18 protein-coding genes are annotated in these 23,092 nt (G+C 67.0%); 8 read left to right on the top strand and 10 right to left on the bottom strand.

The annotated features are described in order from the left end of the window. Positions 1–15 precede the first annotated feature (15 nt). The 5 genes from OG804_RS22305 to OG804_RS22285 form a co-directional block, all read right to left on the bottom strand. Positions 16–762 (bottom strand): succinate dehydrogenase/fumarate reductase iron-sulfur subunit, encoded by a 747-nt coding sequence (locus OG804_RS22305; protein WP_328389528.1) that lies wholly within the window; start codon positions 760–762, stop codon positions 16–18. Positions 763–766: 4 nt separating this feature from the next. Then, positions 767–2,737: a fumarate reductase/succinate dehydrogenase flavoprotein subunit gene (locus OG804_RS22300; RefSeq protein WP_328389526.1), complete on the bottom strand. Its 1,971-nt coding sequence runs from the start codon at positions 2,735–2,737 to the stop codon at positions 767–769. A gap of 15 nt (positions 2,738–2,752) precedes the next feature. Continuing rightward, a complete protein-coding gene (locus tag OG804_RS22295; protein WP_328389524.1) occupies positions 2,753–3,586 on the bottom strand; it encodes a hypothetical protein in 834 nt (277 codons plus the stop codon). Positions 3,587–3,872: 286 nt separating this feature from the next. After that, the gene (locus OG804_RS22290) at positions 3,873–4,160 is read right to left on the bottom strand and encodes a hypothetical protein (RefSeq protein WP_328389522.1); all 288 of its coding nucleotides are present in this window, start codon (positions 4,158–4,160) and stop codon (positions 3,873–3,875) included. Positions 4,161–4,602: 442 nt separating this feature from the next. Further along, positions 4,603–5,790, bottom strand: a complete 1,188-nt coding sequence (locus OG804_RS22285) for an ATP-binding protein (protein ID WP_328389520.1) — start codon at positions 5,788–5,790, stop codon at positions 4,603–4,605. A gap of 460 nt (positions 5,791–6,250) precedes the next feature. Between OG804_RS22285 and OG804_RS22280 the strand changes: the two genes are divergently transcribed. Both OG804_RS22280 and OG804_RS22275 read left to right on the top strand, forming a co-directional pair. Continuing rightward, the gene (locus tag OG804_RS22280; protein WP_442941899.1) at positions 6,251–6,829 is read left to right on the top strand and encodes a C40 family peptidase; all 579 of its coding nucleotides are present in this window, start codon (positions 6,251–6,253) and stop codon (positions 6,827–6,829) included. 3 nt (positions 6,830–6,832) lie between these two features. Beyond that, on the top strand, positions 6,833–7,237 hold the full coding sequence (locus tag OG804_RS22275) for an RNA-binding S4 domain-containing protein (protein ID WP_328389516.1): 405 nt from the start codon (positions 6,833–6,835) through the stop codon (positions 7,235–7,237). A 91-nt stretch (positions 7,238–7,328) separates the two neighbouring features. On the opposite strand, the gene OG804_RS22270 is transcribed toward OG804_RS22275, so the two are convergent. Continuing rightward, positions 7,329–9,338 carry an acyltransferase domain-containing protein gene (locus OG804_RS22270; RefSeq protein ID WP_328389514.1) on the bottom strand — a complete coding sequence of 670 codons (2,010 nt, stop codon included), beginning with the start codon at positions 9,336–9,338 and terminating at the stop codon, positions 7,329–7,331. Between the two features lie 500 nt (positions 9,339–9,838). Here OG804_RS22270 and OG804_RS22265 point away from each other — a divergent pair, with 500 nt between their 5' ends. Next, positions 9,839–10,792 carry an MBL fold metallo-hydrolase gene (locus OG804_RS22265; RefSeq protein WP_328389512.1) on the top strand — a complete coding sequence of 318 codons (954 nt, stop codon included), beginning with the start codon at positions 9,839–9,841 and terminating at the stop codon, positions 10,790–10,792. Positions 10,793–11,093: 301 nt separating this feature from the next. On the opposite strand, the gene OG804_RS22260 is transcribed toward OG804_RS22265, so the two are convergent. Further along, on the bottom strand, positions 11,094–12,071 hold the full coding sequence (locus OG804_RS22260; RefSeq protein WP_328389510.1) for an NAD(P)H-dependent flavin oxidoreductase: 978 nt from the start codon (positions 12,069–12,071) through the stop codon (positions 11,094–11,096). A 333-nt stretch (positions 12,072–12,404) separates the two neighbouring features. Between OG804_RS22260 and fadD5 the strand changes: the two genes are divergently transcribed. Both fadD5 and OG804_RS22250 read left to right on the top strand, forming a co-directional pair. Continuing rightward, entirely contained in the window at positions 12,405–13,973 is a 1,569-nt protein-coding gene (fadD5, locus tag OG804_RS22255; protein ID WP_328389507.1) for a fatty-acid--CoA ligase FadD5, read from the top strand. 152 nt (positions 13,974–14,125) lie between these two features. After that, positions 14,126–14,719, top strand: coding sequence for a cysteine hydrolase (locus tag OG804_RS22250; protein WP_328389505.1), 594 nt, complete (start codon positions 14,126–14,128; stop codon positions 14,717–14,719). 346 nt (positions 14,720–15,065) lie between these two features. Here the strand turns inward: OG804_RS22250 and OG804_RS22245 are convergent, their stop codons facing one another. Further along, positions 15,066–17,450 carry a lysylphosphatidylglycerol synthase transmembrane domain-containing protein gene (locus tag OG804_RS22245; protein WP_328389503.1) on the bottom strand — a complete coding sequence of 795 codons (2,385 nt, stop codon included), beginning with the start codon at positions 17,448–17,450 and terminating at the stop codon, positions 15,066–15,068. A gap of 118 nt (positions 17,451–17,568) precedes the next feature. Between OG804_RS22245 and OG804_RS22240 the strand changes: the two genes are divergently transcribed. Further along, complete coding sequence (locus OG804_RS22240; protein ID WP_328389501.1) at positions 17,569–18,168, top strand: DUF459 domain-containing protein; 600 nt, start codon at positions 17,569–17,571, stop codon at positions 18,166–18,168. A gap of 98 nt (positions 18,169–18,266) precedes the next feature. Here OG804_RS22240 and OG804_RS22235 read toward each other — a convergent pair whose 3' ends face one another. Further along, the gene (locus OG804_RS22235; RefSeq protein ID WP_328389499.1) at positions 18,267–19,640 is read right to left on the bottom strand and encodes an ABC1 kinase family protein; all 1,374 of its coding nucleotides are present in this window, start codon (positions 19,638–19,640) and stop codon (positions 18,267–18,269) included. Positions 19,641–19,739: 99 nt separating this feature from the next. Between OG804_RS22235 and OG804_RS22230 the strand changes: the two genes are divergently transcribed. Together OG804_RS22230 and OG804_RS22225 are read left to right on the top strand one after the other, a co-directional pair. Next, on the top strand, positions 19,740–20,531 hold the full coding sequence (locus tag OG804_RS22230; protein ID WP_328389497.1) for a GntR family transcriptional regulator: 792 nt from the start codon (positions 19,740–19,742) through the stop codon (positions 20,529–20,531). Positions 20,532–20,673: 142 nt separating this feature from the next. Then, positions 20,674–21,693, top strand: a complete 1,020-nt coding sequence (locus OG804_RS22225; protein WP_328389495.1) for a zinc-dependent alcohol dehydrogenase family protein — start codon at positions 20,674–20,676, stop codon at positions 21,691–21,693. A 159-nt stretch (positions 21,694–21,852) separates the two neighbouring features. Here OG804_RS22225 and OG804_RS22220 read toward each other — a convergent pair whose 3' ends face one another. Further along, positions 21,853–22,980, bottom strand: a complete 1,128-nt coding sequence (locus OG804_RS22220) for an NAD(P)H-dependent flavin oxidoreductase (RefSeq protein WP_328389493.1) — start codon at positions 22,978–22,980, stop codon at positions 21,853–21,855. Between the last annotated feature and the right edge of the window lie 112 nt (positions 22,981–23,092).

Here is a 23,092-nt window from a genome sequence, read left to right as displayed (position 1 = left end):
GTTTTCCGAGACCGGTCAGCGCCGGAAGAGCTTGTTGCCGAGCCAGACGATCGGATCGTATTTCCGGTCGGCGACTCGCTCCTTCATCGGGATCAGCGCATTATCGGTGATCTTGATGTTTTCCGGGCAGACCTCGGTACAGCATTTGGTGATATTGCAGTAGCCGAGTCCGTGTTCCTCCTGCGCCGCGTCCCGGCGATCGGCCACATCCAGTGGATGCATCTCCAGCTCGGCGATCCGCATCAGGTAGCGGGGCCCGGCGAAAGCGTCCTTGTTCTCGTCGTGGTCGCGTACCACATGGCAGGTGTTCTGGCACAGAAAGCATTCGATGCACTTGCGGAACTCCTGCGACCGCTGCACATCCACCTGCTGCATACGGTAGTCACCGGGCTTCAGATCCGGCGGCGGCGTGAACGACGGTATCTCCCGCGCCTTCTGATAGTTGTAGGACACATCGGTCACCAGATCGCGTATCACCGGGAAGGTGCGAAGTGGCGTCACTGTGACAACGTCTTCGGGTGTGAAGGTGGACATGCGGGTCATGCACAGCAGGCGCGGTTTTCCGTTCACCTCCGCCGAACACGAACCGCACTTTCCCGCTTTGCAGTTCCAGCGGACCGCGAGATCGGATGCCTGAGTGGCCTGCAGCCGGTGGATGATGTCGAGAACCACTTCGCCCTCGTGCACCGGGACCGTGAAATCCTGCAGTTCGCCGCCCTCGGTATCGCCGCGCCATACGCGGAACTCGGCGTCGTAACTCATCGGCTCACGCCTCCTTGCTGTCCGGTTCGCCGCTGACCGGGGTCGACCCCGCCGCGGCGTCGTCCGCCGCGGCCGGGTGGCCCGCGAGTTCGGCTGGGGTGTAGTACTTTTCCAACTCGCCGAAGTCGAAAAGGGCGAGTAGTTCCGAGCGCATGGGTGTCTGGTCCTGCACCGTCACCGAGATATCCGGTACTCCGGAGACTCCGTCGTCGCCCACCGTGCAGACGAGGAGTTTGTTCCGCCACTGCGGATCCATCCCCGGATGGTCGTCGCGGGTGTGTCCACCGCGGCTCTCGGTGCGCAGCAGCGCGGCCTGCGCCACACACTGGCTGACCACCAGCATGTTCCGCATATCGAGTGCCAGATGCCAGCCCGGATTGAATTGCCGGTGACCTTCGATGGTGACGTGTTCGAACCGATCCCGCAGCGCGTCGAGACGGGTGATCGCTTCGCGGACCTCCTGCTCTTTGCGGATGATCCCCACCAGATCGTTCATGGTCTGCTGGAGATCGGTGTGCAGGGTGTACGGGTTCTCGCCGGAACCGCCCTCGGGCGGGTCGAACGGAGCGAGCGCCAGCTGGGCGGCCGCGGCGATATCGGTATCGGCGACAGCCGGGCGGCCGGGGAGCCGCTCGACGTACTCGGCCGCCCCGAGCCCGGCACGTCGACCGAAAACCAGCAGGTCGGACAGGGAGTTACCGCCGAGACGATTGGAACCGTGCATACCGCCTGAACATTCACCCGCGGCGAACAGGCCGGGGACCTGAGCCGCGCCGGTGTCCGGATCGACCTCGATACCGCCCATCACGTAATGGCAGGTGGGGCCCACCTCCATCGGTTCCTTGGTGATGTCGACATCGGCCAGTTCCTTGAACTGGTGGTGCATGGACGGCAGCCGGCGAACGATCTCCTCCGGTGTCAGCCGGGAGGCGATATCCAGGTAGACACCGCCGTGTTCGGTTCCCCGACCAGCCTTGACCTCCTCGTTGATCGCCCGGGCCACCTCGTCGCGTGGCAGCAGGTCAGGCGTGCGGCGAGCGGAATCGTTGTCCCGCAACCACTGATCGGCCTCTTCCTCGCTCTCGGCGTACTGGCCCTTGAAGACCGCGGGGATGTAGTCGAACATGAACCGTTTGTCGTCGGTGTTCTTGAGGACTCCGCCGTCGCCGCGGACGCCCTCGGTGACCAGGATCCCCTTCACGCTCGGCGGCCACACCATCCCGGTCGGGTGGAACTGCAGGAACTCCATATTGATCAGGCGCGCCCCCGCGCGCAGCGCCAGCGCGTGCCCGTCGCCGGTGTACTCCCAGGAGTTCGAGGTCACCTTGTAGGACTTGCCGATACCGCCGGTGGCCAGAACGACCGCGGGGGTCTCGAACAGGATGAATCGACCGGATTCGCGCCAGTAGCCGAAGGCGCCGCTGATCCGATCACCGTCCTTGAGCAGATCGGTGATCGTGCACTCGGCGAAAACCTTGATCCGCGACTCGTAGTCACCGGTTTCCGCGTAGTCCTCCTGCTGCAGCGAGACGATCTTCTGCTGCATGGTGCGGATCAACTCGAGCCCGGTGCGGTCCCCGACGTGGGCGAGCCGGGGATAGGTGTGGCCGCCGAAGTTGCGCTGGCTGATCCTGCCGTCGGGGGTCCGGTCGAACAGGGCGCCGTAGGTTTCCAGCTCCCACACCCGGTCGGGCGCCTCCCGGGCATGTAGTTCGGCCATCCGCCAGTTGTTCAGGAACTTCCCGCCGCGCATGGTGTCGCGGAAATGGGTTTCCCAGGTGTCCTTTTCGTTGGCATTGCCCATTGCCGCCGCGCAGCCGCCCTCGGCCATCACGGTATGGGCCTTGCCGAAAAGTGATTTGCACACGACCGCCACTTTCAGGCCGTGTTCTCGGGCTTCGATCACCGCGCGCAGGCCGGCGCCGCCGGCACCGATCACCACGACGTCGTAGGTGTGCCGCTCCACTTCGGGCATAGCCGTACAAACTCCTCAGTCGATGATGCGAAGATCCGAAATCGTGCCGCTGGCAACCAACATCACGTAGAAGTCGGTGAGCACGAGGGTGCCCAGCGTTGTCCAGGCCAAGGTCATATGCCTGGTGTTGAGTTTGGAGACCTGCGTCCAGAACCAGTACCGCACTGGATGCGCGGAGAAATGCTTGAGCCGTCCGCCCGCGATATGCCGGCACGAATGGCAGGACAGGGTGTACGCCCACAGCAGGACGACATTCGCGGTGATGATCACACTGCCCAGCCCCATCCCGAAGCCGCCCGTTTTGCCGTGGTAGGCGATGACGGCATCGTAGGTGTTGATCAGCGAGATGAGCACCGCGACGTAGAAGAAGTAGCGATGCGCGTTCTGGATGATCAACGGAAGCCGGGTCTCACCGGTGTATTTCGCGTGGGGTTCGGCGACCGCGCAGGCCGGCGGCGAGAACCACACCGACCGGTAGTAGGCCTTGCGGTAGTAGTAGCAGGTCAGCCGGAACCCGAGCAGGAACGGCAACACCAGGAAGCCCAGCGGCAGGAATATCGGGAGGTCGCCGAAGGGCGTTCCGAAATGGCTCGAGCCCTCGACGCACGATGTGCTCAGGCAGGGGGAGTAGAACGGTGTCAGGTAGTGGAAATCGGGCACCCAATACGCCGTTCGCACAAACGATCTGATGGTCGCGTAGGTGACGAACGCGGCCAGGCCGATCACCGTGATCAGGGGCGGTAGCCACCACCGATCCGTGCGTAGGGTGCGGGCGGCGATCCGTGCCCGGGTCCTGCTGAAGACACCTGTGCCCGATTCGGGAGGGGCTGTGGTCGTTACGGCACTCACTGGTCGATGCCTCGCTGATCGGCGGTGCGGGTGGTCATGGGTACCTCCGCGATCGAATGTGATGCTGAGCACCATACGCCCGGCCCGCTATCGGACGAGCAGGGTCCACGCAATCCCGATGCCCTCGAGGGTGGGTGATTTGCGCCACATTTACTGCCGCTCTTGTTCGGTGAACACGTCGCAAACATGGGCGGCCGGTCGCCTGTCCGGCGACCGGCCGCCCATGGCGCATCGGGCTCGGGCCCGATGTCCGGCGTTCAGTTATTCGACGGTGAATTCCCCGCGGTTATTGAGTGCGCGGCCGCGAGTGGAAGCCGAGTCCTTCGTCCTGGGCTCCCATCCAGGCCGATTCGTCGGACTTGCTGTCCGGGACGTAGATGGGCTCCTGGCCGCGTGCCGCCACCTGCGGTGGCGGGCTCTGCTCGAGTTCGTCGGCATCGATGCAGAGCCGCTCGAGATCGTTCTCGAGGCGGCGGACGGTGCCGGCGTCTCCGTAGTTGGCGCGCAGTACCCCGATGGACTGGCGGAGCTGGTTTACGGCGTATCGGAGTTCCGCGAAGTCGCTGCGTGTCATGGATACCTCCTGAGTTGCTCACCGGTCGCGGTGCGAACGCCGCCCGGGCTGCGTTGGCCTTCCGGCGTGGCTTGTGACCGACCACACAAGGTGATCTACAACACAGTACGGCAAAATCTCGATTCCGGCTCGCCGGATGATCAAGATCAGGTTTCGGTTGGGGGTCGTGTGCACAACTCGACCACTGGTGGTCGCTGGTGCCGGCGGTCGGCTGTCGCGGTGCCCGGTGGGCGCTCTTCGGACTTGTACGGGCCTATAGCGCGAGTTCTAGACGTGCGTATATAGCCCTCGAGTGAGGTCGATCGCGATATATACAGAGATCTAGCGCTGTTACAAGAAAGCTATAGAAAGTCCTGATCGACCGGTTCTCCGGCTGTCAGGACTCGCTACCGGTATCTACCGGATCCGATTGCGGAGTGAAGAGTCCGCTGGTGCGAGGTGGTCATGTCGCCGCACCGCGCAGGTATCGGCCGAAATGCGGGACCGTGAAACCGATCGTGCCCCGTTCGGCGGAGTAGATGAGGCCCTTCTTGATCAAACCGTCGCGCGCCGGCGACAGCGAGGCGGGTTTGCGGCCCAGTTCGGTGGCGACCGCCGAGGTGGCGACCGGGCCGTCGTCGCCGGACAGATCCGCCATCGCCCGCATGTACTCGCGTTCGGCGGGGGTCGCGCGTTCGTATCGGGAACCGAAGAAACCGACCGCCAGTTCCTCCTCCGCGGTCGGCGCCGCGACCTCGACGTCCTCGGCGCTGATGGGGCTGCCCGGCGCCTGATCCCAGGTCGCCTTGCCGTAGGCCTGCACGAAATAGGGGTAGCCGTCGGCTTTGCGGTAGAGCGATGTGAGGGCCTCGTCGGAGAATTTCACGTCCTCGCGTTCGGCCGGCGCGATCAACGCCAGGTCGGCCGACTCCCGGTCCAGCCTATCGATGCGGTGGTAGCTGAACAGTCGTTCGGAGTAGCTCTTCGACGCCGACAGAACGGCCGGCAGATGCGGGAGACCCGCCCCGACCACGATCAACGGCGCCGTGTCCTGGCTGAGCTCGTGGCACGCGCCGCAGATCGCCGAGATATCGGCGGCGCCCAGGTCCTGCATCTCGTCGATGAACACGGCGATCCCCGCGCCGACATCCTGGGCCAGCGCCGCGGCCTCCATCAACAGCTCCACCAGATCGATCTCGATATCGCCGGAATCGGCGCGCCCGGTCACCGCCGGTACATCGATACCCGGCTGCCACCGTTCCCGCATCCCCCTGTCCGCGGTCGCGCGCAGGGCGAATGCCTTGAGAATTCCCAGGAAATCGTCGACCCGCTCCGGATTGCGGTGTGTCTTCGCGATGGCACGCGCCGCCATGTGCAGGGCCGAGGACAGCGGCCGCCGCAGTTCCTGGTCGGGGCGGGCCTCGATCTTGCCGGTGCCCCAGCCGCGCGAAACTGCTGCCGAGCGCAACTGATTGAGCAGGACCGTCTTCCCGACACCGCGCAGCCCGGTCAGCATGACACTGCGTTCCGGCCGGCCCCGGGCGATCCGTTCGAGCACGATATCGAACGCGTCGAGCTGTTTGCCGCGACCCGCAAGTTCGGGTGGACGCTGACCTGCGCCGGGCGCATACGGGTTCCGCACGGGGTCCATGCCCTCATACCGTAGCGGGCCGATCGGGAAATCTGGGCGCATCTATTTCATGTCCTAGAGAGGGTTAGCGGAGGCTCGATATCAGAGTGCCCCGGGGATCCGGAAGTGAACTACCGGCGAACACGCCCGGGCGAGACCTCGCCGTGACCTGCTCGGTGGGCCGAAAGATGCTGGCGGCGCAGGGCTTTACACCTGTACTCCCTGTTCGCGAGAAATACCGGCGTGTTCGGCTGGACAACACCGGTCGGGCATCGTAACCTTCTTGTGACTTAGTGGAGTCGAGTCGTTTCGTAAGTGAGGCGGCGCCACTGGGTCACCGCCGCCGCCGACCGCCGCGATATGAGCAGGACGCGCGATCGGAGCGACGGGAGAGCACGAAGATCGGAGACGTAGCTCGGTGGGTAAGCACAGCTTGCAGCGAGAATCCAAGCTGCCTAATTCTGTCAAGGGTGCGCTGGTCATGGGCACGCTGGCCGCGACCACGGGCACGATGCCCGCGATCGCCTCGGCCGCGACCGCCACGATCGATGTACCCGGTATCGGGAAATTCGATGTCGAGGTGCCGGACCAGTACGCCGCACCGGCGCAGCAGCTCAACCAGCAGCTGAACCAGGTGCTGGAGCAGGCTCCGCACGCCATGCCCGCCGCGCCCGCTCTGCCCAACTTCGCGCCCCCCGCGCCGATTCAGCAGCAAACACTCGGTGATGTCGCACTCGACGCCGCCAAGTCCAAGGTCGGCGCCATGTACTCCTGGGGTGCCGCCGGTCCGGCCAACTTCGACTGCTCCGGCCTCGTCCAGTGGGCCTACAAGCAGGCCGGTATCAAGCTGCCGCGCACCAGCTTCGAACAGTCCCATGTCGGCGCGCCGATCGCGTTCGAGAGCCTGAAGCCCGGCGATATCGTCATCACCAACGGTGGCGGCCACGTGGGGATGTACGCCGGTGACGGCATGCTCCTGAACGCCGTGCAGTCCGGTGAGCCGGTCACCTACACCCACCTTTCCCCCGACGATGTGGTCACCGCGCGTCGTATCGTATAGCGGGTGAACCGAGCCGCTACCGAGTACAACGACGGCCCCAGCCAGGCCCGGGTCGACTCCTGGGTTTGGGCTGTACGGCTGTTCAAGACTCGGTCGGCTGCCGCGGCCGCCTGCAAAGGCGGGCATGTGCGTGTGAACGGTGTGACGGCCAAACCCGCGCAACCGGTGCGACCCGGCGATGAGATCCGTATCCGCAACAGTGGTGTCGAGCGGATCGTCGTCGTCGAGCGAGTGATCACCAAACGGGTCGGTGCTCCGATCGCCGCCCAGTGCATGATCGATCGCAGTCCACCGCCGCCGCCCAAAGAAGTTCTCGCTACCCTCCCGCAGCGTGACCGCGGGACCGGCCGCCCCACGAAACGGGAGCGCCGGGAAACCGATCGACTGCTCGGCCGGACCGATCAATGATCCACAACGACCGAGCACTCGTCGGCACACCGCCTCTTCGGTGGTCCGGTCATCACGGCACGCCCTACGTGCTCGGGTCCCGCCGCGATGGTCAGTTCCCCCGAGGGTCGGCGGTGTCCGGATAAACCCATGAATTGTCGACCGGTGGTCCGGTGGGCCGGGACGAGCCGGTGACCGGAGTCGAGAACACAGCGATGAAGGCGACCGGGTCGGCCGCGGTGAGTTCGATGAGGTTTGCCGCGGCCGCCGAGATCCGCGCGAACCGCCGTGCCAGCCGTCCGGCATCGAGAGCCGGATCCTCGGACATCGATCCTGGGTGCCCGGTACGCGACTGTCCCACCAGTTCGGGACCGATCGCCGAATCTGCGGATACGGCCGCGCCGACCACTGTGTCCTCGAAAACCTGTGCGGCGTGGACGACGCCACGGATCGTGCATCCGGTTTCGCGAATATCGCGCAGGGCGTTGTCGAGGTCTTGACGGTCGGCGGTATCGCAGCGCACCACCACGATCCGGTCTTCGAAACCCTCGAGCAGCGGCGGCACCGGCCGCGGCGAGCGAGTCGGGACCACGACATCGCGGGCACCCGCGGCGAGTAGTCGGCGCACCATCACCGAGCCCAGTGCGCCGAGTCCGCCGCTGACCACATACGTACCGGCGCTGTCGATCTCCATCGGCGTATCCACGGCGACCCGGCCCGCCATGAACCGGATAGCCCTATTGGCATCGACCATCCGGGTCCATGCGATGATATCCGTGGGTGGGGGGTCATCGGCGAGCCGTATCGATGCCAGCGTTCCGGCACCCGTGACCTCCGCCCGCAAATCCTCCCCGCCGGATTCCCGGTCGCGATCGGCCCCGCGGTCCGTGGTGGGTGCGAAGCCGGGCGGGCGATCCGGCTGCGCCGAATCGCGGTCACCTTCCCGTTCGGTGAATGCAACTGCCGGAGAACTGCTCCCTGCGCCCTCGGGCATCTCGGTTCGACCGATGCGATGGGTTCCGTCGTCTCGTCCCGCTTCCCGATCGAGAACTCGGGTGGTACCCGAATACGGATTTTCCCGATTCTTCGTGCGCCCCGGCCGGCCGGCCGCCGCCGCACCGAGCGTTCGTGCGGCGTGGAGCTGGGCGAGGCACGTGAGGAAGGCCGTGCCCTCGTCGTCCCGCTGTGCGACAGGGTAGGTGCTGTGGGTGAACCGCGGAATCGCCCGGACCGCTTCCGCCAGTAGTGGTTCCGGACCCAGCTCCAGAACCGTGGTCATACCGTCGTCGGCCGCCTGCCGCAGCGCCGCGTGCAATTCGACTCTGCGGGTGAGGTTCTCGGCCCAGTACGGCGCCGACATCACGGCAGAATCGATGACCCGGCCCGCTCGGCTACCGGAGTAGACGCGGATACGCGGCACGGTCGGACCGATCCGTTCCAGCGTGGTGCGGAATTCGGGTACGACCTCGCCCGCGCTCGGGCCGTGCGCGGTACCGCCCCGCGCCGTGCGAGCGGCGGCGATCCCGCGACGTTCGGCCCGGCGGATCACCACGTCCACATGCTGGGTCGCCCCGGAGATCAGTACCGACCGCGGACCGTTGACCGCCGTGATCGCGACCTTCTCACCCATCGGCTCCACCAATCGGATCACCTCGGATTCCGAGGTGAGCAGTTCGGCGACGGCCACGGAATCCTGTACACGCGCCACCGCGCGCCCACGCGCCACCGCGACTGTCGCGGCATCGGGCAGCGGCAGCGCGCCGGCGGTCACGGCCGCCGCGACCTCTCCGATCCCGTGTCCGACCACCGCGTCCGGCGTCACACCCCAGGAGACGAGCAAGCCGGCCAGCGCGACCTGGTAGGCGAACAGGGCGGGTTGTGTGAATTCCGGTTGTGCGTACGCACTCTCGGCGCCCGGCGGTCCGACCGCGGTACCGGCCGGGCGGAAACCGTATCGGGGTGTCCATACGCGCGGTCCGCCCGCGGCCGCGACAGCGTCACCGGCCGCGGTCACCGCTGCCGCGAACACCGGGTAGCGGGCGGCCAGCGTTCGACCCATCCGCTCGTGCTCCCCACCTTCGCCCGGGAACAGGAACACCACCCCGTCGCGAGAATCGTTCATTCGGGCGACAGCGCAGATACGACGGCCGCAGGCCGGGTGGGCGGAGCGGATACCCGGATATCGGCCTTGCGCGCTCCGGACAGCCGGTCGGCCGGACAGTAGCGTCCGAGGCGGATGCCGGAATCCGGGGTAGCGGACAGTGACCACGCAGCGATCCCCGTGGTGGGGTCAATCCAGCACAGCAGCTGCGTGTCCGGCCTCACGCCTCGATTATGCCGGAGAACTCGGGCCGCACGGATTTTCGATTCTGTTGGCGCCGTGTGTCTTCCGGAGTCGGCCGATCGGTCGAGGGATGTAGCCTGCCCAACTGCCCGGTACGCGTCATCCTTGCTGGGTGCTGGGTGCTGGGTGCTGGGTGCTGGGTGCTGGGTGCTGGGTGCTGGGTGCTGGGTGCTGGGTGCTGGGTGCTGGGTGCTGGGTGCTGGGTGCTGGGTGCTGGGTGCTGGGTGCGACGGCCGAGTTCGGTGATCTCCGATGGTGCCGGGCGGTACCGTTGCCGGGTGGCCGATTCCACGGATGGACGAACCCGCACGCTGCCGACTCTGCTGAGCTGCTGCGCGGCACTGGCCGCCACGCCGGCGCGGTTGCTACGCCCTCGACGTGCCGATACCGGGTTCCTGGCCGGGCTCGAATCGGCGCCGCTGCCACCGGTGCGGGCGAGTGTGGGGCTGACTGTTCTGGTGCAGGGCCGGATGTCCGCGCCGACGACCGTCGTGGCGGAGGGTGTGCGGAGTCTCGGCCATCTGCCGATGGCCATGGCCGCCTATATCGTCGAGCATCCGTCTGCACGGTTCGTGGTGGACCCGGCGCTGTGCGCGCAGGTGCACCGGCGGGTGCTGCCGGGGTTGCCGTTCCCGCTTCCCCTGCTGGTCGCTCCGGACAAACCGGTACTCGGACTGGCGGACGCGCTGGCCGCCCGTGATATCGACCCGGCCGCGCTCGATTTCGTCCTGCCCACCCATCTGCACTGGGACCATATCTCCGGTGTGCTCGAACTGCCCGAGGCGGTGCCCATGCGGTTGCCGTCCGCGGAACTGAGTTGGGCGCTGGACGGTCCGCACGCCCCGGCCGGAGTGGTGCGGGGTCCATTGGCGGGCCGGTCGCTGGATCCGCTCGAACTCGATGGACCGCCGGTGCTCACCTTCGCGCGCAGCCGGGACCTGTTCGGGGACGGTTCGGTATTACTGGTGGACCTGGCCGGGCATACGCCGGGCAGTATCGGTGTGCTGCTGGCCACCCGCGACGGTCGCCGGGTGCTGCTGGCCGGTGACTCGGTGTGGAACCGGCTGCAGATCGAGTTGATCCGGGAGAAGGCACCCATGCCGGGGCAGTTGTTCGACGCAGACCGGGACAAGGCCTTCGAGACAATCCATCGTTTGCATGCGCTGCCCGACGGTATCGAGGTGGTCGCCGCGCACGACTACGACGCGGTGGCCGCGCTCGCCGCGCACTGAGCCGACCACTCGAGACCGTGCGTGCCTGCGGTGAGGTCATCGCCGACTGGTTGCTCGCCCGCCCCGAACCGTTCGGCTCGCCCACTTATCGCCGAGCCCGCCCTGGCACTACGCCGCATCGGGCGGCCATGGGCGCCCGAGCCGACCGGCGTCGCACGAGCCGGCTATCCGCCCGGCCGGCGGTGGAAAAGTGCGGGAAGCCAACCTTTCCCGGATGACTTCCCGCCCTCCTGCGTCGGATCGAATCGCCATTGGTCCGACGAGGCGCAGGGTGTTCCGACTCCCGTGGAAACGGGATCGTTCAGGCCGACGCCACGTAACCGGCCAACCGGGCGCTGATCAGTTCTTCGGCCTCGGTGACCATCCGGTCGATGAGTTCGGCGCAGCTCGGAATGTCCTCGATCAGGCCCTGGCACAGGCCGACCGACCAGATACCGGCGTCGAGATCGCCTTCCTCGAAGACCCGGCGGCCGCGGGCGCCCGAAACCAGTTCACGGACGTCTTCGAACTTCCCGCCGGCTTTCTCGATCTCGACCACCTTGCGGCTGATCTCGTTGGCGGCGACACGTGCGGTGTTGTGCATGGTGCGGAAAATGAGCTTGGTATCGCGCTCGGAGTTGGCGACGATCTGCTGCTTGACCTGCTGATCGATGGAGGATTCCTGGGTACACAGGAAACGGGTGCCCATGTTCACTCCGTCGGCGCCCAACGCCAGGGCTGCGACCAGACCGCGCGCGTCGGCGATACCGCCGGAGGCGACGATCGGGATGGTCAGCGCGCGTGCCGCGGCGGGGATGAGCACCAGACCCGGAATATCGTCCTCGCCGGGATGCCCGGCACATTCGAAGCCGTCGATGCTGACCGCGTCCACACCGATCTTCTGCGCCTTGAGGGCGTGCCGCACGCTGGTGCACTTGTGCACCACCTTGATTCCGGCCTCGCGATAGGTGGGTAGGAACGGCTCGGGGTTGCTGCCGGCCGTCTCCACGATCTTGATGCCGCTGTCCACGATCGCCCGCGCGTACTCCTCGTACGGCGGCGGGTTGATGGACGGCAGGATGGTCAGGTTCACCCCGAACGGCTTATCGGTGAGTTCGCGGGTGCGCTCGATCTCGCGCCGCAGATCGTCGGGGGTGGGCTGAGTGAGTGCGGTGATGAAACCGAGCCCACCGGCGTTGGCCACGGCCGCGACGAGTTCGGCCCGGCCGACCCACATCATCCCGCCCTGCACGATCGGTTGTTCGATACCGAAGGTTTCGGTGAACCTGGTCCGCAGCATCGGTGCTCTCCTCTACTTTCCGCGGATAGTCCGCGTCTGCTGCATGGTGCCACGGGAATCGACGCTCGATCAACCCTGGAAGTGAGTCGTGATTCGCATAAGTGATGGTATCTGGTGTAGCTGGGTGATGCATCGATAGCCGCGTATCATCGCAAATACACGCTTCAACGAGCGCGAACTTGTTCCCTGGTCCGGTTCCTCGGGATTAACCGCTATTCGGTCCTGATTTCCTTGCCGGTGCTCAAGTGAATTGTTATTCTGCCGACACGTTCACACCGCGTGTGGCGCCGGACACTCCGGTGGGGTCACGCGGTACCGAGAGGAGTACGTGGGATGACCACCGGTGCGCAGGCCCTCGACGAGCCGATCAGATCGCGTCGCAATCACTGGAACAACCAGATCGCCGCGCACGCGGTGATGCGGCCGGACGAGGTGGCGCTGCGTTTCCGCGGCGCCGATACGACCTGGCGCCAACTGCACGAACGGTCCCAGAAATTCGCCGACGCGCTATCGCGCCGCGGCATCGGGTTCGGTGACAGGGTGATCATTCTGGCCCTCAACTACCCCGAATACCTGGAGGCTGTGTTCGGTATCAACGCCCTGGGCGCGATCGCGGTCCCGGTGAACTTTCGGCTCACCCCACCCGAGGTCGCCTATATCGTCGGCGACAGCGGCGCCAAGGCCGTGGTCACCGACTCGGTGCTGCAGCCGCTGGCCACCGCGGTGCAGGCCCAGGCGCCGGGACTCGAGCACTGCTTCGTGATCGGCGGGAACAGCGGCGAGGGGGTGATCGGCTTCGAGGACGCGCTCGCCGAAGAAGGGCAAGCGCACACCCCGCTCGATATCCCCGAGGACACGCCCTCGCTCATCATGTACACGTCGGGCACCACCGGCAGCCCGAAGGGCGCCATCCTCTCCTACGGCAATATGAACTCCCAGGCACTCACCTGTATCCGGGCGATGCAGCTGGACCAGGAATCGATCGGCTTCTGTACCTCGCCGCTGTTCCATATCGCCGGCCTGGGCAGCCTGGCGCCGGCCTTCCTGCTCGGCGCCAAAACGGTGCTGCATCCGCTGGGGGCCTTCAGTGCGTCCGAGTTCCTCGACGCCGTGGAGGCCGAGCAGGCCACCTCCGCGTTCTGTGTGCCCGCTCAGTGGCAGCTGATCTGCGACGATCCGACCGTGAAACAGCGCAAACTCGCGCTGCGGGCCCTGAGCTGGGGCGCGGCCCCCGCGTCGGACACCGTGCTGAAGGCGATGGCCGACGCGTTCCCCGACGCGTTCAATGTCGCGGTGTTCGGGCAGACCGAGATGTCGCCGATCACCTGCGTGCTCGACGGCAAGGACGCGATCCGCAAGCTCGGCTCGGTCGGCAAGGTCATCCCCACGATCCAGGCCCGCATCGTCGACGAAGAGATGAACGATGTGACGCCCGGCGACGTCGGTGAGATCGTCTACCGCGGCCCCACCATGATGGCCGGGTACTGGAACAAGCCCGCGGCGACCGCGGACGCCTTCGCCGGTGGCTGGTTCCACTCCGGTGATCTCGTTCGCGCGGACGAAGAGGGCTTCATCTATGTGGTGGACCGCAAGAAGGACATGATCATCTCCGGCGGCGAGAACATCTACTGCGCCGAGGTGGAGAACGTGCTGTTCGCGCATCCGAAGATCCGCGAGGCGGCCGTGATCGGCAAGGCGCACGAGAAGTGGGGCGAGGTTCCGGTCGCGGTCGTGGCGCTCAACGATCCGGACGATGAGCTCACGCTCGAAGACCTCGGCGCGTTCCTCAATGAGAACCTGGCCCGCTACAAGCACCCCAAGGAACTGGTGATCGTGGCGGAACTACCGCGTAACGCCAGCGGCAAGGTCGTGAAAGTGGAGCTGCGCAAGGGTGATTCGTAGGCAACGTTTCACGTGAATCATGGGCCGGATCGGCCGGGCCGGTGGCTCGCCGATCCGGCGCATCTCCGCGGGGGCGACTCCGGCGCGCCCGGTGGCCAGGATTTTTCCCGGGAGCTGTGCGCCCGCGGCGCGGATAGTCGAGTATCTACGCCATGTCGGATCAACATGCTGCAGTTCTCGCCCTGCACTGGCAGGTGAACGTTATTCGGCCGGAAGGTTTCTTCGGCCCGATGCTGGCCGGACCGGTGGCCGCCAGCGGTGTGGTGCAGCGGGCTGCGGATTTCCACAAACAGGCGGCGGAACTGGGCTTGCCGATCATCTGCACCCGGTTCACCGTTCCCGAAGGAGAGGGCCGGCTGGTCCGCAACACCGGATTCATGCAGTCGGTAGGGGCGGCCCAGCACGAGTTCCGGCCGGATTCCGCGGGCGCCGAGCTGATCGATGAGATAGCCGGCCAGGCCGACCGGATCGTCGACAACCAGAAACTGTCGGGTCTGGCCGGTAACGATCTGCCTCGCTGGCTGGCCGAGCACGATATCGACACACTGTTCCTGACCGGTGTCGCCACCAACCTCACCGTCGAGCAGACCGCGCGCCACGGAACAGACCTCGGCTTCACCGTTTATACGGTTGCCGACTGCGTGGCCGCCGCCGACCACCAGGTGCACACCGCATCACTGGCCAATATCGCGCTCGTGAGCGCAGGCCTCCGCACGACCGCAGACGCCTTCGACGACCTCGATTGACCTCCCGTGGTCGGGGCCCGCCCCGGTTCTGCAGGGGTGAAGCGAAGCAGCCCAGTCACCGACCGCCAGAAATGACGACCCACGACCACCACACCGAACGGTCACCGTCCCATGGTCGGAGCCCCGCCCCAGTTCTGCAGGGGTGAAGCGAAGCAGCGCAGCCACCCACCCCCAGAAATGACGACCCACGACCACCACACCGAACGGTCACCATTCCATGGTCGGGGCCCGCCCCGGTTCTGGAGCGACGAAGCGAAGGAGCGCAGCGACTGAGCGCAGGAGTGAAGAACCGGGGTTGACAAGGGCCCCGACCCGCCCCGCCGAAGGCGGGGCAATTAGACACAGCTCAGATCATGTTCTTCTCGGTCATCCAGCGCATCACCTGCCAGCCGCAGAACACCGGAATCCAGCAGGTGAGTACCCGGTAGAGCAGGACCGAGGGCACCGCCACCTCGGCGGGCAGGCCGAACGCGGCCAGACCGCCGATCAGCGCGGCCTCCACCGCGCCGACGCCGCCCGGCGTCGGCGCGGCCGAGGCCAGGGTGCCGCCGATCATCGTGACGATGGTGACGGTCACGAAAGTGGTGCCGCCGCCGAACGCCTGCACGCTTGCGAACAGTGCGAGGGCCTGCCCGAGGGTGAGCGCCGCGCAGCCGAGCACGATGATGGCGCAGCGTTTCGGGTCGCGTGCCAGCAGGGCGAGTTCGCTGACCACCTCCTGCACTTGGGGGAGTACCGAGGTGTTGAGCCAGCGGCGCAGTTTCGGCACGAACATGAAGGTGCCGATGATCCCTACCCCGACTCCGGCGATCAGATACAGAACCGTCGGCGAGGGGACGAAATGGGAGAGGTCTGTCGACGTCCCGGCGGCGACGCTGAACAACACCAGTAGCGCGATATGGGTGCAGACCTGCACGGCTTGCTGCAACGCGACCGCGGCCGTGGCGCGTACCGCCCCGACACCGCCCTTCTGCAGGAACCGCACACTGAGGGCCAGTCCGCCCACCCGTGCGGGGGTGGTGGTAGCGGCGAAGGTGTTCGCGATCTGCATGAGGACCAGCGGCCAGTACTTCACCACATTGGACGCGCAGGCCCACAGTGCCGCGGCGGTGCCCAGGTAGGTCAGCGAGGACAGCGCCAGTCCGGCGAGCGCCCACCACCAGTTGGCTTCTTTGAGCTGGGTGAAGAAGGTCGGGACCGCGCTGATGAACGGGTAGGCCACGTAGACCAGGCCGATCAGCAGCACCAGCTGGATGAGGCTCTTGCGGCTGAACCGGGTGATCTGTTCGGCTTCGATACGGTCCTGGCCGGTCTGGGTGCGGACCTCGTCGCGGGCCGCGGTCACCACCGACTTCCAGCCCGGAATGGATTTGCGGATCCCGCCCGGCATCGCGAATTTGGTGAGGCGCCGCGACGCGGTGAGCACGGTCTGCTCACCGAGTTCGCTGATCGCCGACCGTACCGCCGCTTCCCGGCCGAACACCGCCGTCATCGAGACCAGCAGCTGGGCGATATCGGATTGGAGCTGAGCGTCGGAGGCGCACAACTCGGCCGCGGTGAAACCGCCGAACAGCGCGCCGTCGGGACCTATCCGGATCTCCGCGGGCCGCAGTTCACCGTGGGCGATCCCGCGGTCCCGCAAGACGGTGAGTGCCCGCCACACCGCGTCGAGCGCATCGGTGTCACCGGGATCCTGTTCGATCGAGCGGCCGGCGGGCAGTGTGTGGGCGTACAGCATCCAGCCGCGCGGCAGGCCGGCGACCGTCACCGGCCGGTGCGCGGACAGGCCCAGTTCGCCGAGCGCGATCGCCATCAGCGCGCGATGTTCGACGGCTCGGTGCATGGAGCCGTGTAGCGGGGCGGTTTCGCTGGAGCGGAAGGTCAGCCAGCGCCACAGCTGCCGTAATGCGCTGAGCGAGCGCTGGTTCTTTCCGTAGAGCTCCACCACCAGTGCTCGTTCGCGTTCCTCCACGGTGGCGGAGAGCATGAGCGCTCCGGGGCCGGCCGGACGGACGACGGTGAACCGATTGACGGTGTACCCGTGCCGGGCCAGCTGCCGGACCGCCGCGTCCAGCGGCACTTCCAGGGCGGGGGTTCCGACCAGCAGGACGATCACGGCCCCCACCAGCCAACCCACCACCAGCCCGAACATGGCTCGGGCTGGTACCACGGTGCTGACCACCAGGTGGATCGGGGCGAAGGCCAGCAGCAGTACCCAGAGCCAGCGGCGGGTACGCACCGGCAGCCAGGGGCTGGCGACGGTGAGTACCGCCGCCAGCATGGCGATCCATCTCGGATCGTCGAGGAATTGCTGGAGGAAGGTCTTGTCGTCCAGATTCTCCGGGACCTGTAGATGCCATTGCGGGGCCGACAGGCCGCTCGGTGTGATCGACAGCAGCAGGACCGCCACCAGCCCGGCGGTGGCATAGCCGGCGAGCAGTTTCCACTGCCGCCCGAACGCCAGTTCCACCAGGATCGCGAACGGCAGGATGAGGATGGCTATCCCGTACAGCAGATAGACCAGGTTCGACTGGTCGGGATTGAGGAACCCGACGATATTGGAGACCGACCGTTCCAGTGCCAGCCATTCGGGCCGGGTGATCAGCGAACCGGCGATGACCACGGCCACGCCGACGGCCGCGAATACGACGCGGAGGATATCGCTGGTTCGCCGGGTGAGCGGTTGTAGCAGGCTGCCCGTGACCGGGATTTCCCGCCCATCGACTCGCATGTCGTATCGGTACTTTCGGATCGAGGTGGAGCTATCGGGCCGCCCACGCCCACTAGCTGGTGAGTATGCAGGAGCCCGAGCCGGACGATACACACCAACACGCTGTCAGAATCGGGGGGTGAGTAGTGATCTGCGCATCTGTTTTGTCGGGGATTCGTTCGTCGCCGGCGTGGGAGACCAGCGAGCCCTGGGCTGGAGCGGGCGGCTGACGGCGCATGCCCGGGCCGCCGGGGTGGCGGCGACCGCGTACAACCTGGGTGTCCGCGGGCACACATCGGTGGATATCGCCGCGCGGTGGTCCGCGGAATGTCTGGTGCGGCTGCCGGCCGCGGCGGACGGCCGGGTGGTGTTCTCGTTCGGGGTCAACGACACCATTTTCGTCGACGGCCGCCCCCGGGTCGACGCGCAGACTTCGACGGCGAACCTGTCGGTGTTGCTCGCGGCTGCCCGGGACCAGGGTTGGTCCGTGCTGGTGGTGGGGCCGCCGCCGGTCGACGATTCCGCGCACAACCAGCGGATAGCCGAGTTGGACGCGTACTTCGACCGGACCTGCGCCGAGCTCGGGATCCGCTACGTCGCGTCCTACCGTTCGCTGGTGGCCGACACGGTCTGGATGGAGCAGGTACGGGCCGGTGACGGGGCGCATCCCGGAGCGGAGGGTTACGCCGCGTTCGCGGACCTGCTGTTGCCCACGTGGCGGAAATGGCTCGATTACTGAGCGATCCCGCGGATAAATAGGATAGAATTTCCGCAAAATAGTCGTGCTCACCGGAAAATGTCCCAGACGGTGAGGGTGCGAGCGGCCGGGCCGGGCGTTCAGCTCGCCGGAACGCCCGGCGCCGGGTCTCGTCCCATCGCGTCGAAGACGGCCCCCAGTTCGGGAACCGACCGCACGAGTTCGGCGCCGTAGTCGCATTCGCACTCCAGTTGGCTCAACGTGCCGACCATGGTGAGCGAAGCACGCGCGAACGGCGTGCACCCCGGCGGCAGGGTCAGCTCCCGCATCACATTCGTCAGGCGCAGACTCGTCGTGCGCAACACCTGTTTGCGCAGCCACGCCGTGGTGATGCGGAACCGCTCGTGCCGGACGGGTTCACCGCACGCCGCCAGCGCCGAATCGAGCGCTGAGGCGTCGAAATCCCTTCCGGGCAGCGCGAACCCGTGCGTGCGCACCGCGGCCTCCAGCGCGGCCGGACCGCCGTTGAAGATCGCGTCGCACATCTCGACCGTCAGCTGAGTGAAACCCGGATGAGGCCACGGCGCGCAGGCGCCGAAATCGACCACCCCGAGCCGCCCGTCCGGCAGCAGCCGCAGGTTACCGGGGTGTGGATCGCAGTACAGCAGCCCGTGCCGCTCCCACCCGGTCAGCACGAACCGCATCATCAACTCGCCGACCCGGTCCCGCTGCGCCCGGTTCCCGGAGTCGATTATCCGGGTCGCGGGAATCCCGTCGAGCCATTCCGAGACCAGCACATCGCCGCGCTGCTCCAGCACTTCCGGCACCCGGAATTCCGTGCTCTGGGCACAGGCCTTCGCGAAAGCCCGCTGGTTATCGGCTTCGGCCGCGTAGTCCAGTTCCGCGCGCACGCTCTCGCACAGTGCCTCGGTGATCGACTTCACGTCGGCCCCGGGCAGGAAGACCGACGCCAGCGTCGATATCCGCCGCAACTGCACGAGGTCGGACTCCACCGCCGCCCGGGCGCCCGGGTACATCACCTTCACCGCGACCGCGCGGCCGTCGTGCCAGATCCCGCGGTGCACCTGGCCGATCGAGGCCGCGGCCGCGCGCCGGTCGTCGAACTCCCGGAACAGGTCGCGCCAGTCGGCGCCCAGGTGGTCGGCCAGTACGCCGTGCACGGTGGCGGGCAGCATGACCGGCGCCGAATCCTGCAGCCGCGCCAGTGCGACCTGGTACGGCGCGGCGATATCGCGGGGCAGCGCCAGCTGATAGATCGCCAGCAGCTGGCCCAGCTTCGCGGCGCACCCCTTCAGTTCGCCCAGGACCTCGAACATGTGCTCGGCCGTGCGGGTCTGGATATCCCGATTCACCTCGTGCGCCGGGCGGCCCAACGCCCGGCGTCCCGCGCCCGCGGCCTGCCGGCCCGCGAAGGCGACCGGCAGCGCCATGAGCTTGGCGCTGCGCAGCGCCTGCCGCATCGGCGGCGCGCCAGGATCACGTCGACTGCTCATACCCCATCCCATGAACCGATTCGCCTGTTCTCCTGTGCAGTCTGGCATATTTGCGCATAGACTGTCTGGGACGTAACAGCTGCCGAGAAAGGTGTATCCATGGGGTCCCGCACGGTGGTCGCCGACGTCGCCGACGAACTGGCCCGGCGGGTCGCCGCAGGGGAGTATCAGCCGGGCGAGTTGATGCCCTCGGTCCGTCAGGTGGCCGAGGAGTTCGCGATGAACCGCGCCACCGCCCAGCTCACCCTCGGCCGCTTGGAGTCCTACGGATTCGTCGAGGCCCGGCGCGGAAAAGGTTTCACCATCCGCGAGGTGCGCGCCGCCGGCGGCCTGGACGTGTATCGGCATCTGTTCCGGTTCTCCGTCCCGATGCCGGAGGTCGCCATCGAGATGTTCCGGGATATCGTCGAGGTGGAACGCGGCATCGTCATGGACGCTCTGCTCTCCTATACCGGCCTCGCGCACGGTGTGGCCGCCGCGGCCGGTATCGACCTCGCTGAACTGAAGGCCGAGATCGATACTCTGGAAACCCTGGCGCGCCTGGATGTTCCCGACTACCGCCGGATTCTGGCCATCGAGATCGACGTAGTGCGCAAACTGCTGGTCGCCCTCGAGTCGAGTATGCAGCGCGCCATTCTGAACTCCATCGGCGAAATGGTGCTCGAGGTACCCGAAGCGGTGGAAGCCTATTTCGCGGGCGCCGCCGATCTGCACGTGCTGGTGTGGCGGGCGCTGATCGCGGTCTGGGAATCGGAGTCGGGCCCCACACCCGCGCAGCTCGCGCTGTTCGAGGACCTGTTCGGGATGTACCACACCAAGGTGGTCGCCCGGTTCGAAGAGCTGCTCGGCGCCGACGGACAAGCAGAAGAAGTTCACGCCGCGACCGCTTGAGTTTTTCGTTCCGCTCCGCCGTGCACCGCGAGAGCGGTGGCGGCCGGGGATTCGGTCAGCGGGGATTCGGTGAGTTCATTTCCGGCGCGCTCATTCCCTGCGGGGAATCGCGCGATGTACCGGCCGCGGACATGCTCGCACCATGAATGCCATTGCCTATCGAGTAGATCCGCGGCGCGGCCGCGACGGCCTGACCACCCGTGTCCAGCACATTCCGGAACCCGGGCCCGCCCAGGTTGTCGTGCGGGTGCGCGCGGCCTCGCTCAACCGGAGGGATCTCCTGCTCATGGCGGGCACCTACCCGGTGCCCATGCGACCGGGCGCGGTTCCACTCGTCGACGGCGTCGGCGAGGTGATCGCCAAGGGCGACACGGTGACTCGCGCCGAAATCGGCGACCGGGTGACGGGCACGTATTTCGTGCACTGGGTGGACGGCCGTCAGACCCACGCGCTCGGCTCGCAGCAGTACGGCGCGAACTTCGACGGCTGGCTCGCCGACTACATCGTGCTGGAGGAGGACTCCGTCGTCCATCCACCCGAGCATCTGACCGACGCGGAGGCCGCCTGCCTCACCTGTGCGGGCGTGGTGGCCTGGGCCGGCATCGCTACGCCCACCCCGGTCGCGCCGGGCGAGACGGTGCTGACGGTGGGAACCGGCCCCGTCGCTCTGTTCGCGGTGCGGCACGCAAAGATGTTCGGCGCACGGGTCGTATCGATCACCTCGTCGCCGGAGAAAGCGGCTCGGCTGCGCGAGATCGGCGCCGACGAGGTCGTCGACCGCTGCGCGACTCCGGACTGGGAGCGCGCGGTCCTGGAACTCACCGGAGGCGAAGGCGTGGAGCATGTCATCGACGCGGTAGGTATGCCCACCCTGCCGAAATCACTGGCCGCGGCAGGCTATAACGCACGGGTCAACTTGATCGGGGCCTTCCCGGCGCCGACTGGCCAGGGGCTCGCCGACCCGCTGGGCGCCAAATATCTGTCCCTGCGGCGTCCGGCGGTCGGCAGCCGCGCCGATTTCGAGGCCATGAACAGCGCGCTCGACGAACACGGCGTGCGCCCGGTGCTCGATCGGGTGTTCCCGTTCGAGCGGGCCGTCGACGCCTTTCGCCATTTCGAAGAGGGCGACCCGTTCGGCAAGGTCGTCATCACGATGGCCTAGGGCGCGAATCGCGCCGGGGCCGCCCGGCGAAGGCGACGTGACAAGTTGTCGGGCCCGGCGGGACGGGGCCGGTGTCCGCGTCGGGCCGACGCCGCGTGCGGGCGGGGATCCGGCCGGGACAATCCGGCCGGACGTCCACCCCGCCGCCGCGCCTCGAACTCAGATCGAGCCGTTGAGCTTGTTCAGTCGTTCGCAGGCCGTCACGTAATCCTCGACGAGGCGGCTCATGACATCGGCGGAGCGCTCCATCTTGTTCATCATGCCGACCACCTGGCCGACCGGATTGAAGTTCACATCCTTGGCGGCTTCCGGGTACCGGTGGCCGCGTTTCACGCCGTCGAGCGCCACCATCATCTGCAGCGGCATGGGCAGCGGATCCGGGTTCTCGGCGGACTCCCAGGCGTCGGTCCAATCGTTGCGCAGCATGCGGGCCGGTTTGCCGGTCCAGGCGCGGGAGCGGATGGTGTCGTGGCTGGTGGCGTCGATATAGGTCTTCATCTGGGCGGGGGGCACATTCGCTTCCTCCACGGTCAGCCAGATGGAGCCGGTCCAGGCGCCCGCCGCGCCCATCGCCATGGCCGCCGCGACCTGGCGGCCGTCGCCGATACCGCCGGCCGCCAGGACCGGGAGGTCGCCCACGGCATCGATCACCTGCGGCCACAGCACCAGCGAGGAGACCTCGCCGCAGTGGCCGCCGCCCTCGGTCCCCTGGCAGACCACGAAGTCCAGCCCGGCCGCTTTGTGGTTCAGGGCGTGTTTCACCGAACCGCACAGCGCGCCGATCAGCCGCCCGGACTCCTGGATCTGGGAGACGAACTCCGGCGGCGGGGTGCCGAGCGCGTTGGCGACCAGCTTCGCCTTCGGGTGCCGCAGGATCACCTCGACCTGCGGTCCGGCGGTGGTGGCGGTCCAGCCGAGCAGCTGCGGATGCACTTCTTCTTCGGGCAGCTTCGGGACGCCGTGGTCGGCGAGGATCTTCTCGGCGAACTCGCGATGCCCTTCGGGCACGTGCTTGGCCAGCTCTGCCTCGAGTTCCTCGGGGGAGAGGCCGTCGATGCCCTTGCCCTCGTATTTGGACGGGATCACCAGATCGACCCCGTAGGGGTTGTCACCGACGTGCTCGTCCAGCCAGGCCAGTTCGACCTCCAGCTGTTCGGCGGTGAATCCGACCGCGCCGAGTACGCCGAGACCGCCGGCGTTGCTGACCGCGGCCGCCACGTCGCGGCAGTGGGTGAAGGCGAAGATGGGGAACTCGATCCCCAGCCGGTCGCAGATATCGGTACGCATGGCGGTGCTGCTCTCCCTATGCCTGGAACAAGTTACATAATGCCGCGCGGCGGCTGATTCGTCCGCTGCCACCCTCCGCGCTCGAAAGCGCCGCGTACCGCAGGTAACGGCA

It is taken from the genome of Nocardia sp. NBC_00416, from assembly GCF_036032445.1.
In the GTDB taxonomy this organism is placed as follows: domain Bacteria; phylum Actinomycetota; class Actinomycetes; order Mycobacteriales; family Mycobacteriaceae; genus Nocardia.
This window is presented reverse-complemented; position numbering and strand designations above follow the sequence as displayed.